General features: G+C 37.5%; 16 protein-coding genes and 1 riboswitch. Of the genes, 4 read left to right on the top strand and 12 right to left on the bottom strand.

The features are described from left to right. Nucleotides 1-25 precede the first annotated feature (25 nt). Together ACIQAA_RS10385 and ACIQAA_RS10390 are read left to right on the top strand one after the other, a co-directional pair. Nucleotides 26-391, top strand: a complete 366-nt coding sequence (locus ACIQAA_RS10385; RefSeq protein ID WP_402618553.1) for a DUF3899 domain-containing protein — start codon at nucleotides 26-28, stop codon at nucleotides 389-391. Nucleotides 392-475: 84 nt separating this feature from the next. Continuing rightward, a complete protein-coding gene (locus ACIQAA_RS10390) occupies nucleotides 476-850 on the top strand; it encodes a VOC family protein (RefSeq protein ID WP_402618556.1) in 375 nt (124 codons plus the stop codon). Between the two features lie 59 nt (nucleotides 851-909). Here ACIQAA_RS10390 and ACIQAA_RS10395 read toward each other — a convergent pair whose 3' ends face one another. Further along, entirely contained in the window at nucleotides 910-1,050 is a 141-nt protein-coding gene (locus ACIQAA_RS10395; protein ID WP_402618559.1) for a YrzI family small protein, read from the bottom strand. A gap of 157 nt (nucleotides 1,051-1,207) precedes the next feature. Between ACIQAA_RS10395 and ACIQAA_RS10400 the strand changes: the two genes are divergently transcribed. Next, the gene (locus ACIQAA_RS10400) at nucleotides 1,208-2,203 is read left to right on the top strand and encodes a peptidoglycan recognition protein family protein (RefSeq protein ID WP_402618562.1); all 996 of its coding nucleotides are present in this window, start codon (nucleotides 1,208-1,210) and stop codon (nucleotides 2,201-2,203) included. Nucleotides 2,204-2,394: 191 nt separating this feature from the next. On the opposite strand, the gene phaC is transcribed toward ACIQAA_RS10400, so the two are convergent. The 6 genes from phaC to ACIQAA_RS10430 all read right to left on the bottom strand — a co-directional run bounded on the left by phaC (nucleotide 2,395) and on the right by ACIQAA_RS10430 (nucleotide 8,956). Continuing rightward, nucleotides 2,395-3,474, bottom strand: a complete 1,080-nt coding sequence (gene phaC, locus ACIQAA_RS10405; RefSeq protein ID WP_402618565.1) for a class III poly(R)-hydroxyalkanoic acid synthase subunit PhaC — start codon at nucleotides 3,472-3,474, stop codon at nucleotides 2,395-2,397. An 80-nt stretch (nucleotides 3,475-3,554) separates the two neighbouring features. Further along, entirely contained in the window at nucleotides 3,555-4,298 is a 744-nt protein-coding gene (locus ACIQAA_RS10410) for a 3-oxoacyl-ACP reductase (RefSeq protein WP_402618568.1), read from the bottom strand. A gap of 58 nt (nucleotides 4,299-4,356) precedes the next feature. Beyond that, complete coding sequence (locus ACIQAA_RS10415) at nucleotides 4,357-4,761, bottom strand: polyhydroxyalkanoic acid synthase subunit PhaR (RefSeq protein ID WP_402618571.1); 405 nt, start codon at nucleotides 4,759-4,761, stop codon at nucleotides 4,357-4,359. Between the two features lie 184 nt (nucleotides 4,762-4,945). Next, on the bottom strand, nucleotides 4,946-6,727 hold the full coding sequence (locus ACIQAA_RS10420) for an ABC transporter ATP-binding protein (protein ID WP_402618734.1): 1,782 nt from the start codon (nucleotides 6,725-6,727) through the stop codon (nucleotides 4,946-4,948). 32 nt (nucleotides 6,728-6,759) lie between these two features. After that, on the bottom strand, nucleotides 6,760-8,490 hold the full coding sequence (locus tag ACIQAA_RS10425; RefSeq protein WP_402618574.1) for an ABC transporter ATP-binding protein: 1,731 nt from the start codon (nucleotides 8,488-8,490) through the stop codon (nucleotides 6,760-6,762). Nucleotides 8,491-8,500: 10 nt separating this feature from the next. After that, nucleotides 8,501-8,956: a PadR family transcriptional regulator gene (locus ACIQAA_RS10430; RefSeq protein ID WP_402618577.1), complete on the bottom strand. Its 456-nt coding sequence runs from the start codon at nucleotides 8,954-8,956 to the stop codon at nucleotides 8,501-8,503. 236 nt (nucleotides 8,957-9,192) lie between these two features. Between ACIQAA_RS10430 and ACIQAA_RS10435 the strand changes: the two genes are divergently transcribed. Continuing rightward, entirely contained in the window at nucleotides 9,193-10,857 is a 1,665-nt protein-coding gene (locus ACIQAA_RS10435) for a peptide ABC transporter substrate-binding protein (protein WP_402618580.1), read from the top strand. A gap of 173 nt (nucleotides 10,858-11,030) precedes the next feature. Here the strand turns inward: ACIQAA_RS10435 and hprK are convergent, their stop codons facing one another. From hprK to ACIQAA_RS10460, 5 genes are all read right to left on the bottom strand, one after another. Further along, the gene (hprK, locus tag ACIQAA_RS10440) at nucleotides 11,031-11,966 is read right to left on the bottom strand and encodes an HPr(Ser) kinase/phosphatase (protein ID WP_402618583.1); all 936 of its coding nucleotides are present in this window, start codon (nucleotides 11,964-11,966) and stop codon (nucleotides 11,031-11,033) included. Between the two features lie 161 nt (nucleotides 11,967-12,127). Continuing rightward, nucleotides 12,128-12,862 carry an amino acid ABC transporter ATP-binding protein gene (locus ACIQAA_RS10445; RefSeq protein WP_402618586.1) on the bottom strand — a complete coding sequence of 245 codons (735 nt, stop codon included), beginning with the start codon at nucleotides 12,860-12,862 and terminating at the stop codon, nucleotides 12,128-12,130. Nucleotides 12,863-12,882: 20 nt separating this feature from the next. Further along, complete coding sequence (locus ACIQAA_RS10450) at nucleotides 12,883-13,611, bottom strand: amino acid ABC transporter permease (protein WP_402618589.1); 729 nt, start codon at nucleotides 13,609-13,611, stop codon at nucleotides 12,883-12,885. A 63-nt stretch (nucleotides 13,612-13,674) separates the two neighbouring features. Further along, nucleotides 13,675-14,511 carry a transporter substrate-binding domain-containing protein gene (locus ACIQAA_RS10455; protein WP_402618592.1) on the bottom strand — a complete coding sequence of 279 codons (837 nt, stop codon included), beginning with the start codon at nucleotides 14,509-14,511 and terminating at the stop codon, nucleotides 13,675-13,677. 105 nt (nucleotides 14,512-14,616) lie between these two features. Beyond that, nucleotides 14,617-14,800: riboswitch (Lysine riboswitch) on the bottom strand. 238 nt (nucleotides 14,801-15,038) lie between these two features. Continuing rightward, on the bottom strand, nucleotides 15,039-16,415 hold the full coding sequence (locus tag ACIQAA_RS10460; protein ID WP_402618738.1) for an MFS transporter: 1,377 nt from the start codon (nucleotides 16,413-16,415) through the stop codon (nucleotides 15,039-15,041). Between the last annotated feature and the right edge of the window lie 26 nt (nucleotides 16,416-16,441).

Consider the following 16,441-nt stretch of genomic DNA (forward strand, 5'->3'; position numbering starts at 1 on the left):
ATTATGAATGATAAGGTGAAAGTAAATGTTCAAAAATAAATGGAAGTTATTATTACTCAATCTATTATTAACCCTTTTGTTCTTTCTTATTTTTTCATCAAACTATAATCTTCTGAACTTTATAAATTCTTTATTCTATCTTAGTTTTATTTATATTATCACCGTTTTATTAATGTACACGACTAAAGGCGGTTTTTTTGACGGTGTTACCTTTGGATTTAGAAGATTCAATAGTATCATGTTTAAACGGAATGATTATCTAGAAGAGTGGCGTGATAAACCACTGCCGTCGGAAAAATTTAATGCTTCTCTCTATCAAAGGCTTAAATTCCAATCCATGTCCTTGCTAGTCCTGCTAATCATCCTGCTTATTCTTTACTATATAATGTAAAATAACTTTTAAATAATCCTTAGCATGGTTACACTTAACGTGTCTGAAAATTAAGCTTTATTTTGCGCAAGGGAGAAATAATCAATGGGGAAAAATCTGATTCAAAAAGTTGGTCAAATTGCAGTTCCAGTAAAAGATTTAGATCGAGCAGTAAATTTTTATAAAGAAAAACTTGGGATGACTCTTTTATTTACGTCCAATGGTTTAGCGTTCTTTGATTGTAATGGACTTCGTCTTTTGCTAAGTGTTCCTGAGAACGAAGAATTTGCCCATTCAAGCGTAATCTATTTTCAAGTCGAAAACATTAAAGAAGCTTATGAGGAACTGCTAAGTAAGGAAGTTATCTTTATTGACGAACCACATCTCATTGCAAAAATGGGACAAACCGAAACATGGATGGTATTTTTTAAAGATAGTGAAGGTAATACTCATGCATTAATGAGTGAATTTGAAGTTTAACACAATGACGAAAAAGACCCTAAGTAGTAAACGGTCTTTTTCTTTTTTTATTCCTAGTCTTAATACCTGCCCATGTATTGAATATACCGATCCATACTCTCCTGCATACGTTTTTCAACCGCTTTTCTATGAATTGCCTCGTCAAGGGAAATATCCCGTTTTTTTATGCTGATGGTGAAAAAGAAGATAGTTATTGTCATTGTTTTTTCCTCCTTCTTCAATATATTTGTTTTTTACCGTTCTCATCTAGATAACGGTTAATGGCTGCAAAGTGTTGGAGGAATTGAATAATAATTTAGCATAATCTCATTGCTGTTTTTGCAAACTATACATAAAAGTTTTGAAGGGGTAATAAAAATGAGGAAGAAACTCGTACTTGTTTTTGGCATTTTTTTCAGTTTGTTATTCCTAACAATATCTCCTGCCCATGCACTGGAGATTAAACACAATAATCTTTATGTGGTAAAAGCGGGGGACAGCCTGCCTGCTATTGCAAACAAATATAGCATTTCTATAGAAGAATTAAAGGTTACCAATGGCTTGCAGTCTGATGTTTTGATTGCGGGACAGAAGTTAAGGGTGCCAATCATATATGAAGTGGGAGCAGGGGACACACTTTTGGATATTTCCACTGCTTTTCATGCCTCAGTCGAGACAATCAAAGCAGTAAACGGACTTACTTCCGAGCAACTTTATTTAGGGCAGATATTAAAGGTAACTCCTAAAAAGATGACTATGCAGGGACAGCATATCCTCATGTCAAAAGAGGAATTTAAGGAGTGGCTGTTTAACACTCAAGTTAATCGAGAAATTCGATTAATCCAACAGCATCATACTTGGATTCCCTCCTACAAACACTTTAATGGATCCAATCATTTTCAAATGCTGATGGGTATGGAGAATCATCATAAAAAAACAATGGGCTGGAAGAACATTGCTCAAAATATCACGACATTTCCAGATGGAAAAGTGGCAGTCTCTAGACCGCTAAACATCATACCCGAGGGTACCATCGGTCCAAAGGCTAATTCTGTAGGCATTGCAATCGAACATGTTGGAAACTTTGATAAAGGGCATGATGTGATGACAAAGGAACAACAGGAAACCATTGTTTATATCAATGCCTTGCTTTGTATTAAGTTCGGGTTAACACCTTCCATTGACAGTATTACGTACCATCATTGGTGGCATATGAAAACGAAAGAACGAGTATTAGATGCGACGGCAAGTTATAACGTTAAATCCTGTCCAGGTACTGGATTTTTCGGGGGTAATACCACAGCCAGCGCAAAGACTTATTTTTATCCGCTTATATCAGATGAAATCGAAGAGATTTTAGAATCAATGCAATAAAAAGGGGAGAAGGGTGCTTTCTTCTTTCCGATTTTTACATGATCTTATAGATTACTCTTGTCCAATTTCTGAAAATTTAATATAATTATTTTTACCACTATCTTCGCCTTGTTTTCCTTAATTATCTGCTATATAAATAAAAAAAGAGTGCCCCCTATGTAATCCTGGGACACTTCCTCATTCACCGCAGACTATTCGTTGGATCGTTCCTCCAGCCAGTCGGCGATAGTGGGATAGGTTATCTTTACAGCCTGACTGCCAAATGTAATCGATGTATGCCCAACTGGTAAACATTTATATTCTTTATCTTCACTGGAAATAGCATTCATCAATGCTTCTACTTGATGCGGCTGTGCGATAAGGTCGTTTTTACCCGCTAAATTGAGTACATTCGCCTTAATATTTTCAAGGTTGACCTTTTTACCGCGGATAACCATTTCTCCTTTTATCAATTTGTTATTTTGATAAAAGTCTCTAATCCACTGGCGATAAGCTTCACCTGGGAATTGAATACCGTCGTTTAACCATTTTTGCAATAGTTTAAAGCTCTTTATAAAATTTTCATTATCGGCACGTTCATAAAGACTAATAAAAGGTCCATAGTTCGTCGCTATCGGATTGATCATCTTGTTTCCAAAGTCAATCATTTCAGGCGGAATTACGCCTAAGGTATCTACTACTTTATCAATATTAAAGTAGCGTTCATCTAACATAGCGCCATAAGAGCCTGTCTTCTCAAAATCAAAAGGACTTGTCATAAAGATAAGATTGCGAATTGGCAATTCTGGGTGTAGCGCAGCAAATATAGACGTCATCGTCCCTCCCATGCAATAACCAAGGATCGAAACTTCGTCAACATTCGACTTTCTCAGTACCTTACGAACTGCACGGGGTATGTAGTCCATAATGTAATCATCTAGTTTCATATTTCTATCTTCGTAACCTGGCTCACCCCAGTCAAGGAGATAGACATCAAACCCGCGATTAACCAAATATTCTACTAAACTGCCGCCCTTTGTTAAATCTAATACATATGGTTTATTAATGAGGGCATAAACCAAAAGAAGAGGGATCTTATGTTTTTTTGGACTTTCTGAAATATACCGATAAAGTTTTGTTTTATTTCTTGTCCAAACAAGTTCTTTTGGAGTAGGTCCTACTTGCGGTTCGGCATCGGTGGTCAGCACTTGATTTGCCCTAACTGCACGTTGAAACATCTCTTTATATTGCTGCGGTGTAAATTCGATCAACTCATTCCAATCTGTTGGCATCAGTACGCTAATGACTGTTCACTCCTTACATGATTTATTTACTCTATCAATTTATTAATAAATCCGAACCTTCATGACAATTACATGTAAAGTCCGCCGTTAATATTTAACTGCTGTCCAGTAATATAGTCACCATCTTTACATAGGAAAACAACACCACGAGCAATTTCTTCTGGTTTACCTAGACGTTTTTGAGGAACTTTTTCGACAATTCCTGCTAGCACTTTTTCAGGAATGGCTTGGACCATTTCCGTTCCAATAAATCCTGGGCAGATCGCATTAACGGTTACATTACTTTTTGCCAGTTCAAGAGCGAGAGATTTAGTGTATCCAATTAGACCAGCTTTTGCTGCAGCATAGTTCGTTTGGCCAAATCCCCCAGCTTGTCCAATAATGGATGAAATGTTAATGATTCGCCCTGCATCTGATTCAAGAAGATATGGTAAAGCTGCAGATGTATTGTTGTAAACACTGTTCAAGTTAACATCAATTACTTTTCTCCAATCTTCTTCGTTCAACTTTTTAAAAGTGCTGTCTCTGGTAATCCCCGCATTATTAACCAAAATGTCTAATCTGCCATAATGCTTGATCGTTTCATGTACAAGGTATTTTGCTTCATTACTTTCTGAAACATCTGCTTGAACTGCGTAGGCATCTCCGCCAAATTCATTTATTTCAGCGACAACTTTATCCGCTAGTTCTTTACGGATATTATAGTTGATGACAACCTTCGCTCCATTTTTAGCCAGTTCCAATGCAATAGCTGCACCGATTCCTCTGCTTCCTCCTGTTACGATTGCTACTTTATCCTTTAAACTTGCCATTTTAGCCACCCTCTCGATTTTAACTTTTTATAGATCTTCTCATTTAGGTAATGCGTTTCTATTTTGTTACTTCTTGTGATTTTAACAAGGTAAGAATTTGATTCAATTTATTATCTAAACTCTTCATATCCTTTTTTAAATTCGACAATTCCTTACTAAAGGATCCCTGAATCCCGTCCTGATCTAACTTCTCTTCTAATCTTTCTTCTAAATCATCAACCTTCGCATCTACATTCACAATCAATGATGAAAGGTTAGCAATGTCATTACGTGATGGTACGTTGATAAACTCTAGGTACTTCAATGTTGATTCGTCAATCATCTTTTTAAATTGGAGATTCATCTCCAAAATTTGTCCCATCCCTTCAGACGGGAAATCCTTGCTGACTTTTTCATCAAACAATTTACTGCTTTGTGAATAATAATCCTTCCACATGTCATAAAAGTTAAAGCCTTGGTCCATGTTTTTTCCTCCTTATTCTTCGTAGACGTATTCATCATACTAACTATATGGAAATAATTAAAGATTAAAAATTGAAAATTATCAAAATACTTTTCTTCTTTTATTGACAAAATTCCTCCTTTTTTGCAAATACAAAAAGGGAGACATTTGGTATTTTCCCCCTTTTATTAAACCTCTGTTTCCATTAAATTTTGAACTGACTTTCATACATCTTAAAATAAAATCCCTTTTTCTGCAGCAGTTCTTGATGAGTTCCAGATTCTAAGATTTCCCCTTGATTAATGACCAAAATCCGGTCAGCATTTTCGATTGTTTTCAAGCGGTGGGCAATAACAAAGCTTGTTCTGCCCTCCGTTAATGAATTGATTCCCTTTTGAATTTCTATCTCAGTATTCGTATCAATACTAGATGTTGCTTCATCAAGAATCAGAATATCTGAATCTGCTAAAATGGCTCTTGCAATCGCTAGTAATTGCCGCTGCCCCTGACTTAGATTGTATCCGCCAGATGTAATAGGTGTATGATAGCCTTCAGGTAAAAGTTTAATGAAACGATGTGCAGATGCCATTTTTGCAGCTGATATGACATCCTCATCTGTTGCCTCTAAACGGCCGTAACGGATATTTTCCATAATGGTTCCTGAAAACAAGAACGTGTCTTGAAGCACAACTCCGACCTTTTTCCGAAGCCCGCTTATTTGATAATCACGAATATCTCTGCCATCGAGTTTTATCTCGCCGGCACTCACATCGTAGAACCTCATCAATAAATTAATAATCGTTGTCTTCCCGGAGCCGGTTGGACCCACAAGTGCAATTTTCTCACCTGATTTAACCTGAAAATCGACATTTTTCAAGATTGGTTTGCCTTCCTCATAGCCAAAATGAACATGGGAAAATTCAACATTACCTTCAAATGATTCTACAAAAATCGCATTTTCTTTATCTAGTAAATCAGGCGTCTCATCCATGATTTCAAATACCCGCTCTGCGCCGGCTATAGCCGCTTGGAACATATTTAATAAATTCGAAAGCTGTGCGATCGGTCTAAAGAATTGACGGGAGTATGTCACAAAGGCGGCAATTATTCCGACAGACGCTAATTCCTGTACCGTCATAACTGCTCCAATTGCAATAATAAAACAAAGTCCTAAATTATTAATAAAGTTATTAACGGGACCAAGATATCCAGAAACCGTGTCAGCATCCATGGCTGATTGACGCAGACGTTCATTTATTTCAGAAAATTGCCGATTCATTTTTTCTTCTTTTCCAAAAAGTGTTACCACTTCGTTTCCTGTAATTGATTCTTCGATAAATCCGTTTAGTTCTCCTAAATCTCGCTGCCTTTTAATAAAATGACTGCTGCTATAGGTAATTAACTTTTTGGTAGTAAAGGTGATTAAGGGAATCACTAACAGCGCCACAATAGCCAATAGCCAATTAAGCGAAAACATCGCAATCGTCACGCCTAAAAGCATTAGAATCGACGAGAAGATTTGTATGATACTTTGACTTAGGGCACTATTCAAACTATCAATATCATTTGTGACCCTGCTCATTAGATCGCCATGTGTCCGTTTATCAAAAAATCGTAAAGATAGAGTTTGAAACTTATCAAATAAATCCTGCCGTAAATTCCGTATCGTTTGAATGGAGACCCGGACCATCATAAAAGATTGCAGCCACGTAAACAATGCAGCTGCCACATAAACAAGCCCCAGGAAAACCAAATTTCTAAGCGTTCCAGCAATATCCTTTGGAATGATGTATTCATCAATGATAATCCCAATCATATATGGTCCCAAAAGACCCAATAACGTGGAAATAAAGACAAATAGAATGGAAGCAATTAATACTGCCTTTTGCTTCTCCATATACAGCCAGATTCGTTTTATCGTTCCCTTCCAATCATTTGCCTTTACAACTGGTCCGCTTAACCCTCTCGGACCACGTACTTTATTCATAAAATTAGGATTGGGTTGTGTCTCAGATTTACTCATCCATTTACGACCTCCAATCCACTCTGTGAAGCATATATATCTCTATACACTTTACTATTGATTAGTAATTCTTCATGGCTGCCACTTGCTTCTATTTGTCCGTCTTTCATGACAAATATTTGATCTGCATCCCTAATGGAGGATATCTTTGATGAAATAATAAAAACGGTCGTTTGGGAGCAGGTTTGTTTTAATGCCTGTTGTACCATTGCTTCTGACAAAGCATCAATGGCAGAAGTGGAATCATCTAGAATCAAAATATTCGCTTCTCGAATAAAGGCACGCGCCATGGCTAACCGCTGTCTTTGGCCTCCTGATAAATTTGTGGCTCCTTGCAAAAGGGGATGTGCAAATCCATCTTCAAACCTGTCAATAAATTCACTAGCAGCGGCTGACCCGGCAGCCTGTTCTAAGTCATTCTTTGTTGCTTCGTCTTTCCCAAAACGCAGATTATCCCCGATGGTGCCTGAAAACAAAGTGGCCTTTTGTGGGACAAACCCAATCGCAGTACGAAGTTTTTCAAGCGGCATATCCTTTACATTAACCCCATCAATAAGAATAGCTCCGGACTCTGGATCATATAGGCGCGGAATCAGTTTAACAAGGGTTGATTTCCCGCTTCCCGTTGAACCTATAATCCCTATTGTCTGCCCAGCCTTCGCTTTAAATGATATGTTTTGAATCACATAATTCCCATTTTTACTGTAGCTAAAATTCACATCTCTAAATTCCACTTCACCTCTTAAATCAGGAACAGAGACCGGCTGTTCAGGTTCCGTAATATCAATTTCTGACTCAAGAACCTGGTTAATTCGCTCAGCTGAAGTAAACGAACGAGCAATTTGCATTAATACATGACTGCTGCTCATTAATCCATTCATCATAATGTTTAAGTAATTAATAAAGGCTAAAATGACCCCAATTTGAAGGGTACCTTCATTTACTTTAATAACACCCATCCAGAGTCCTGCAATCACCCCTATATTAACGATAAACATCATGATAGGCATTAGCGTTAAAATAAATTGTTCTGCGCTCATATTCTGTTTCATTAACAAATGATTAACGTTTTTAAAATGGTTCTTTTCATAATCATTGCGATCAAATGCCTTGATCACTCGAATACCCGATAACATCTCTTGAAGCTTTGTATTCACCTGATCCATAGCTTTTTGCACGTTCAAAAAAAGCTTTCCTGACTTTACTGAAAATAGATAGATACAGGCAATCAGAATAGGGATAGATACAAGCAGCACAGGAAATAGTTCTCGGGCCGTAAACCAAACAATCACAACAGATCCTATAAATAATAAAGGTCCCCGTACAAACATACGTAATGTCATGATAACAGCCTGTTTTAGTGTCTCAATATCGCTGGTTGTAATGGTAATTAATTTTCCGGTACCAAATGAATCTGTATTATGACTCGAAAATTGTTCGACCTTTTTAAACACATCTCGACGAATATCCGCAGCAACGTGAACAGCCGCTTTTGCAGCGTAAATAGAACATCCTGCCCCTCCTATTAATCCAACAACCGCGCTTAGAAGCATCATAAAACCCAGCTTGATGACATACCCATTATCTTGATTGGCAATGCCAGTATCAATCATCTTCTGCATGATGGTTGGCTGCAGGAGATCCATCATGACTTCAATACACATTAAGACTGGTGCTAAAATGGCAAAAAATCTGTATGGCTTACTATAATGCAGTAATTTTTTCATGGCATTCCCCTTATTTCTTTTTTAAACGGTCAGTCATTTCATCGATAAAGGCGATTAATTCAACTACTCTTTCTGGGTTACCCCGCGATTGTTTCATAGCTTTTCTAACTTCCGTTTCCCACCGTTCTAATGCTGCCCTTAATTGAACAGACTCGTCTGAGTTCTTCCACATCATTCTCTCTTTCCACTCAAGCCAGAAATCGCCTTCTTTATGTTTGGCAGTTTCCTCTAAGCGTTTTTTGCCATTCTCATTGATGGTATAAATTTTTTTATCCGACCCGGCATCTAGTTCAATTAAATTTTGATCCAATAATTCTTGAAGTGCGGGATATACCGTTCCAGCACTGGCGGAATAAGCACCATTTGACCGTTCCTCCAGCTCCTTCATGATTTGATAACCGTGCATGGATTCTTCTTTCAACAAATGCAAAATAGCTACTTGAACAAACCCTCTTCGTCTTTTCATTTTATCCCTCCTCATTTATATCGATAATTTTAATCGATATATCGAAAATAATCAATCGTAATAAATTGAAGCTATTTTTGTAACTTAATAGAAAAAGAGATTTACAAAAAATAACTTCTAAAATTACCCCAAAACTTTACAAGTAAACAAGTTAATGAGTATAATCAGTCTTAGAGTCCCAATTTTCAGTAGATAGATAATATTCAGAATTAAAATCTAATTAGGGGGAAAAACGAATGAAGGTCAAACATTGGTTATTGCTGTTAACATTTGGTTTATTGCTAAGTGTACTAGCAGCGTGTTCCGGCGATGAGCCAAAGGAACCTGCAGGTACAGATACAAAAGAGGAGGAAACAGGGGAAAAAGTACTGAACTTTTTAAACCCAGAAGCTATTCCTTCAATGGATCCATCGTTAGCTACAGATGAATCTTCCTTTATCTATTTAGCTGCTACTATGGAAGGTTTATATCGATTAGATGAAAAAACACAACCCACTCCGGGGATTGCTACCGAGCATAAAGTAAGTGACGATGGTCTGACTTGGACCTTTACATTAAGAGAGGACGCTAAATGGTCAAATGGGGACCCAGTAACAGCTCATGATTTCGTGTATTCATGGCAGCGTGCTGTTAATCCAGATACTGCATCAGAATATGGTCCGTATATGATGAATGGCGTAATCAAAAATGCTGCTGCTATAAGCAAAGGTGAACTAGCAGTAGAGGAGCTTGGAGTAAAAGCAGAAGGTGATTTTACTCTTATCGTTCAATTAGAAAATCCAACACCATACTTTGAAACATTAACTACATTTGGAACTTTCCTTCCATTAAACAAAAAGTTTGTCGAGGAAAAGGGAGATAGTTTCGCAACTAGCACAGAAAACTTATTAGCAAACGGTCCTTACACCATTGCTAATTGGTCTAGCACAAGCGACACTTGGGAACTTGTGAAGAATAAAGATTATTGGGATGCAAATACAGTAAAAATGGATAAACTGACATTCAAAGTCGTAAAAGATCCACAAACTGCTTTGGATTTATATGAAGAAGGTACGGTTGACCGTATGGATTTAACATCTGACCTAGTTGACCAATACTCTACTGGTGATGATTATTTGGTTTCAGCAGATACATTTGTATACTTCCTAAAATTTAACCAAACAACATCTGATGCGCTGGCAAATAAGAATATTCGTTTGGCACTTAGCAGAGCATTTGACAAAGAAGGCCTAGTAAACGAAATTTTAAACAACGGATCCATCGTTGCAAATGGTTTGGTTCCAAAAGACTTTACACCAATGCCTGAAACTGGTGAGGATTTCCGTAAAGTCAGCGGTGACCTAGTTAAGTATGACCTTGAAGCGGCAAAAGAATTTTGGGCAAAAGGACTGGATGAGCTAGGTACTGATAGTGTTGAACTTGAGTTCTTAGCTGATGATGATAAAACAACTAAATTATTAGTTGAATATGTTGCAAACCAGCTTTCAACGAATTTAGAAGGATTAAAGATTAACATTAAACAAGTTCCAAAAGAACAGCGACTTGATTTAGATTCAAATATGCAATATGAGCTTCAACTTTCTAGATGGGGCCCTGACTTCTTAGATCCGTTTACTTTCATGAACTTATGGACTACGGATAGCGGAAACAACTGGACAGGATACTCCAGCCCGGTATATGACCAATTAGTTTTTGATACAGCTTCAAAGCTTGCTACAGATAATGTGGCACGTTATAACAATTTCTTAGAGGCTGAAAAAGTGCTATTTGAGGATGCACCAATTGCACCTGTTTATCAATCTTCTAGAGCACAATTGATTTCTCCAAGAGTTCAAGGCGTGTTCGTGAACCCATTTGGGGCAACATACGAATATAAATGGGCAGATGTAGGGGAAGAGTAAAAATCTTTCACTTTAAAAAGAAGAGAGGGAGAAATACCAATTGGTATTTCTCCCTCTCTTCAGATTGTAGACAAAAGGCACCCGAATCGGCTCATTCGGGTGCCTTTTGTCTACAATCTGAGACGCTCCAATGGGAGCGTCTTCTTTATATTAATTAAAACGAATCTTAAAGGTTAATCCCTATGCGGTTTCATAATATCAGCCTCAACCCGGCTCATGAATTCTTCTACTGCGCTGTATCCTTGCTGCTTTAAGTACCAGTTGTTGGCCGCTGCCTCGATTAAACCAGCCACATCACGTCCAGGCTGCAGTTGGATTTCCATTGAAGGGATTTTAACACCCATATAGTCGGTGTAATGATATTCCTGTTCTAAATCATTATATAAGGCGTCCTTTTCCCACTTCGTTAAATGAATATCAAGGGAAATTCGTGTTTCGTCCTGAAATGCCTTACGGCCATATAAGCGGACAACATTTAGCAATCCTATACTACGGAGCGCCAAAAATTCCTTTGTTTTCCCATCATGAGTACCCAGAATGGTTTGCGTACTCAGTTTCTTTAGGACAACGATATCATCAGATACCAGCCGATGCCCGCGGCGAATTAATGTGTGGGCCGTCTCACTTTTTCCAACCCCCGAATTTCCACGAAGTAAGATCCCAATGCCTGATACATTCATACAAACGCCATGAATAGAAATCTCTGGTGCTAATTCCTTCACCAAAAACGCATCCAATTTTGGGATAAACTCTGATGTTGTCTCTGGCTGTTTTGTTACCAACAAGGGGATACCCTGCTCTGTACAATGGTGAATTAAATAGGTAAGTCCTTCTTCCCCAGCCGTTACAATAAAACATGGAGGATGATAGTGGACAATATTTCCGATCCGAATTTTACGTTCTTCTTTACTTAACTTATGTAAATAGGTAATTTCCTTTTTTCCTAAAATTTGAACTTGTTCTGTTGGGAAAAAGTCAAAATGACCTACAAATTCTAATCCCGGACGATGCACCCGCGGCTGTGTAATAATCTTCTTCAGGTGGTTTTCTCCAGCCAATACTTTCAATGAGAACCTTTGGACCAAGCTTTCTATTGTTACCGTTTTCAACCTATACTCACGTCCTATTAGCCTTTTATTTTAAGATTATACTTGAGTTCACTGGAAACGTCATCCATTAAACAGGGAACATAAGCAAAACTCAGTAAATTCACACAAAAAAATGGAGCCAAGTTTCAACCTGACTCCATCTCTTTGACTCAATTACTTGATTATTTTAAAGTACGTTTTAGGAATTCCCTTGTACGATCTTGTGTTGGATTATTGAAAATTTGCTCTGGACTTCCTTCTTCTGCAATAACTCCCTTATCCATAAATACAACTCGATCAGATACTTCTCTTGCAAATTCCATTTCATGCGTTACGATTAACATCGTAAGACCTGATTCAGCTAGTTCCTTCATGACTTTTAGAACCTCTCCGACCATTTCTGGATCGAGAGCGGATGTTGGTTCATCAAATAACATCACATCTGGTTCCATGGAAAGTGCTCTTGCAATCGCTACGCGCTGCTTTTGGCCGCCGGATAACTGCTTCGGCTTCGCATTAATATATTTGTCCATACCAACAACCTTCAAGTACTTCATCGCTACTTTTTCCGCTTCTTCCTTGGAACGTTTTAATACTTTTACTTGTCCCACCACACAATTATTAAGAACATTGTGGTTATTAAATAGGTTAAATTGTTGGAACACCATACCTAAATGCTTCCGATAATCAACTGCATCATGCTTGTCATCCAGAATATTTTCACCATGATAAATAATCTGCCCGCCGCTTGGTTTTTCTAATAGATTAATACAACGAAGAAGAGTTGATTTACCAGATCCTGAGGAACCGATAATAGAAACTACTTCTCCCTTATTCACCGAAAAATTAATGTCTTTTAATACTTCATGCGTTCCGAAGGATTTATTTAAATGTTGAATATCAATAATCTTTTCCAAATTCTCTCCTCCTTCTCTTATTATTTTTGATTATCGTTTCCAATCATCGTATAGTTGTCAGATCCATCTAATTTCTTTTCAAGGTATAGCAATATTCTTGTTACAATAAAAGTCATCACAAAATAAATCATACATGCTACGAAAAAGGATTCAAAATATCTAAAGTTATTACCTGAAATCGATTTCGTAACAAAATATAATTCTGTAACGGAAATAACATTCAGAACGGACGTATCTTTAATATTAATAACAAATTGATTTCCTGTTGCCGGTAGAATATTTCGAATAACCTGTGGCAGCACCACATTCCACATCGTTTGCACATGTGTCATTCCGATCGCATGAGCTGCTTCGAACTGACCTTTATCAATCGAAACAATCCCGCCGCGAACAATTTCCGCCATATAGGCCCCTGTATTAATCGATACAACAATAATTGCAGCTGCAAACACGTTCATATCGATACCAAATGCTAACGCAGAACCATAATAAATAACCATCGCTTGTACAATCATCGGTGTTCCACGGAAGAATTCAATATAGATAGTTAGGATTGTATTAATTACTCTTAAAAATACCTTTTTCGCTCCACGTTCAGGTACTGGAATTGTTCGAATTACCCCTGCTAATAATCCAATCATTGCTCCCAAAACCGTCCCAATAAGAGCAATCAAAAGTGTTAACCCAGCACCACGAAGGAACATAGGCCAGTTTTCCGAGATTATTTTAACGACCCACTCAAGACTCATCTTTTATCCTCCTTTACTTATAAAACCGACTGTACGATAAAATACAGCCGGCTTCCTTAAAAATTATTTTGCTGCTGGTTGATTCTTAATTGCAGTATCCATAATGCTCGTACGTTCTTCTTCTGAGATACCTGCTAAAATTTCATTGATTTTATCCTTTACGTCACTGCCTTTTTCAAGGCCCACAGCGATTGCCGTATCATCTGCTGATGTTTTAAATCCTTCTTCAAATTCAACCATTACATAGTTTTCATTTGCAGCTGAGGCACTAACTCCTTCTGGGCGTTCTGAAACGTAGCCATCAATAATTCCTGATTCAAGAGCTACTCTCATTGCAGGGAAGTTGTCCATCGCGGTTTTCTTGTCTACACCTTCAATTTGATCAATCACTGAATAGTGGAACGTATTTAATTGAGCTGTAACTTTTGCTCCTTTGAAATCTTGGATAGAAGCAGCATCTTCGTACTTGCTGCCTTTTTTCACAACCATCACTAAATTTGATGTATAGTAATTATCCGAAAAATCGATTGTTTCTTTACGTTCTGCTGTCGGTGACATACCTGCGATGATGGCATCAATTTTACCTGATGTTAAAGCTGGTACAAGTCCATCCCATTCTGTTTTAACAATCACTAATTCTTTTCCTAAACCTTCAGCTACCTTTTTAGCAATTTCCACATCATATCCGCCTGCATATTCTGCAGAGCCATCGATTTTAACACCGCCGTTGGAATCATCGTTTTGAGTCCAGTTAAACGGAGCATATCCCGCTTCAAGGCCAACCTTAAACGTATTATCCTCTGATGATCCAGAACCAGAACTCTTACTTGTTCCACAACCTGCTAATAGAAGAATCGCTGAAACCAATAAAACTATAACTATCTTAAACTTATTTTTCATGATGTCTCTCTCCCTGTTTTTTATAGTTTACTAAAGACAAAAAACGGCCTGAGATAAACTCAGGCCGCAGTATGCATAGTTACCTTAAGTCCCCTCTTTTATCCCAAATGAGATAGCACAACTCAATAAACCGGAAAGTTTATTGAGACAGTCCTGCAGCTCTTAACTACAGACCCAGCATGTAATGACTTGAGAATATTACAAACTTCGGCAACATTTCCTTCTCCTTAGCATCACTGCTTCTCAAACTCCACTAAGGACTGTTAAATATCGCGCCTCTACCTCACAGTAAAAAAGTGAGGTCTTATTTAATTATAGTAATATAGTACAGTATTTTGTCGAAATCCGTCAACCTGTATATTACTGACAATTCTATTTTTGAAATATCTAACGTGCACAATTCAAACGAAGATATCCTTTATTAAATATTTTAAAGAGCCTCTCTTTACCAAATGAGAGGCTCAAATTTTAATTGCTATTTATGGTATTTATTCGGTTCAGGTATTTTATTTTACCTGGAGCCATTTCTACATATCCCGAACCGTCATTTTTACTTTTCGCCCAACTAATATCCAGTACAGGAATAGGCTGAAAGCGGTAATGAGTACGAGAACAAAAAGGATATTACTATACATGGAAGCCTCCGGATTGCTTAAAATCCCTAGGATATTGGACCGCATTGCGGAAGAGTCCATCATCGCGGCTGTATAGGCAATTCCGATAGACATAGCGACATTTAGCGTCAAATTATAAAATCCAATAGCTGTCCCTGATTTATCTTTTCCAATTGTGCCAATACAAGAATCGAGCATTGGTGCGTACATGAACGCGAACGAACTTGAAAATATAATCATTGATATTACAAAGATAATGACAGAGGTTTTTACAAAGAGACCCCCCAGCAACAAACTGCCGATAATTCCAGCCATGGCTATCGTGATACATTGTCTGCTTCCCAGTACCTTTGCAATTTTCCCAGAAAGTGCTCCTACTATCGCAGCCAATAGATAAGCCGGAATCAACAATAGCGAAATCGTATCAAGCTTTAGGCCATAAAGCTTTTCTAGCAAAAACGGAAACAAGAAAATATACGCTAATTGGACAGAATAAATCACGAAAGCGACTCCGAGTAAAGAAATAAACTGCCTATTTTGAAAAAATGCTATACCAATGAATGCTCTTGAATTCTTGCTGATATAAGCAAGAAATAAAGCACCCGCCACGACAAACGCTAAAAGATAAACCCAATTGAAATCGGTAATATATAGCAGCAGGAATGCTGCAATGCCTGCAACTAGAAATAATCCTAATACATCAACATGACTGTTTTTTGTCTCTTCCTTAGGAAGATATTTTAGAATAAATGGAAGGGTGAAGAGAGTTATTAAAGGAACTAGAAAAAGAGTTGTCCAATGAAAATAAGTAGAAACATAGCCACCTGTTAATGCCCCAATAACCTGTGATAAAGCAAAGCTGCTTGTACTTAACCCCAAAAACTTTTTTTGTTCATGTACAGGCAAATGTTTGGTTACAAAAATAACATATAAGGTTTCAGCTGAAGCCAAGCCTGCTGTTTGGATGATTCGAGAAACAACTACTAGTAAAAATGAATGTTGAAAAAGGTAACCCATTACTGAGCCAACACAAATTAAAATAATCCCGATGCTTAAAAGCTTTCTAATACTAATGGAATCCGCCAAAGCAGCGTAGACCACTGCTCCAATTCCAATTACTAGCCCGGCTAAGGTTGCCTGCCAGCTTACTGTTGTTGCAGAAATATGAAAATCCTTTGCCATATCGGTAGAAATAATTTTAAACGAATTATCAATGATTAAACATAATAGAAATAACAGAAGCATTACTGGTACAGCTTTCTTAACACTATATTCCTGAGTTTCTGTCATGCTCGCATTTGCACTTAATGTTGTCA

It is taken from the genome of Neobacillus sp. NPDC093182 (assembly GCF_044754045.1).

Bases quoted from the DNA above. Each gene is read 5' to 3' on its own strand.
- ACIQAA_RS10385 (WP_402618553.1), top strand. From the start codon at position 26: ATGTTCAAAAATAAATGGAAGTTATTATTACTCAATCTATTATTAACC.
- ACIQAA_RS10390 (WP_402618556.1), top strand. From the start codon at position 476: ATGGGGAAAAATCTGATTCAAAAAGTTGGTCAAATTGCAGTTCCAGTA.
- ACIQAA_RS10395 (WP_402618559.1), bottom strand. From the start codon at position 1,050: ATGACAATAACTATCTTCTTTTTCACCATCAGCATAAAAAAACGGGAT.
- ACIQAA_RS10400 (WP_402618562.1), top strand. From the start codon at position 1,208: ATGAGGAAGAAACTCGTACTTGTTTTTGGCATTTTTTTCAGTTTGTTA.
- phaC (WP_402618565.1), bottom strand. From the start codon at position 3,474: ATGCCAACAGATTGGAATGAGTTGATCGAATTTACACCGCAGCAATAT.
- ACIQAA_RS10410 (WP_402618568.1), bottom strand. From the start codon at position 4,298: ATGGCAAGTTTAAAGGATAAAGTAGCAATCGTAACAGGAGGAAGCAGA.
- ACIQAA_RS10415 (WP_402618571.1), bottom strand. From the start codon at position 4,761: ATGGACCAAGGCTTTAACTTTTATGACATGTGGAAGGATTATTATTCA.
- ACIQAA_RS10420 (WP_402618734.1), bottom strand. From the start codon at position 6,727: ATGAATAAAGTACGTGGTCCGAGAGGGTTAAGCGGACCAGTTGTAAAG.
- ACIQAA_RS10425 (WP_402618574.1), bottom strand. From the start codon at position 8,490: ATGAAAAAATTACTGCATTATAGTAAGCCATACAGATTTTTTGCCATT.
- ACIQAA_RS10430 (WP_402618577.1), bottom strand. From the start codon at position 8,956: ATGAAAAGACGAAGAGGGTTTGTTCAAGTAGCTATTTTGCATTTGTTG.
- ACIQAA_RS10435 (WP_402618580.1), top strand. From the start codon at position 9,193: ATGAAGGTCAAACATTGGTTATTGCTGTTAACATTTGGTTTATTGCTA.
- ACIQAA_RS10450 (WP_402618589.1), bottom strand. From the start codon at position 13,611: ATGAGTCTTGAGTGGGTCGTTAAAATAATCTCGGAAAACTGGCCTATG.
- ACIQAA_RS10455 (WP_402618592.1), bottom strand. From the start codon at position 14,511: ATGAAAAATAAGTTTAAGATAGTTATAGTTTTATTGGTTTCAGCGATT.
- ACIQAA_RS10460 (WP_402618738.1), bottom strand. From the start codon at position 16,415: ATGACAGAAACTCAGGAATATAGTGTTAAGAAAGCTGTACCAGTAATG.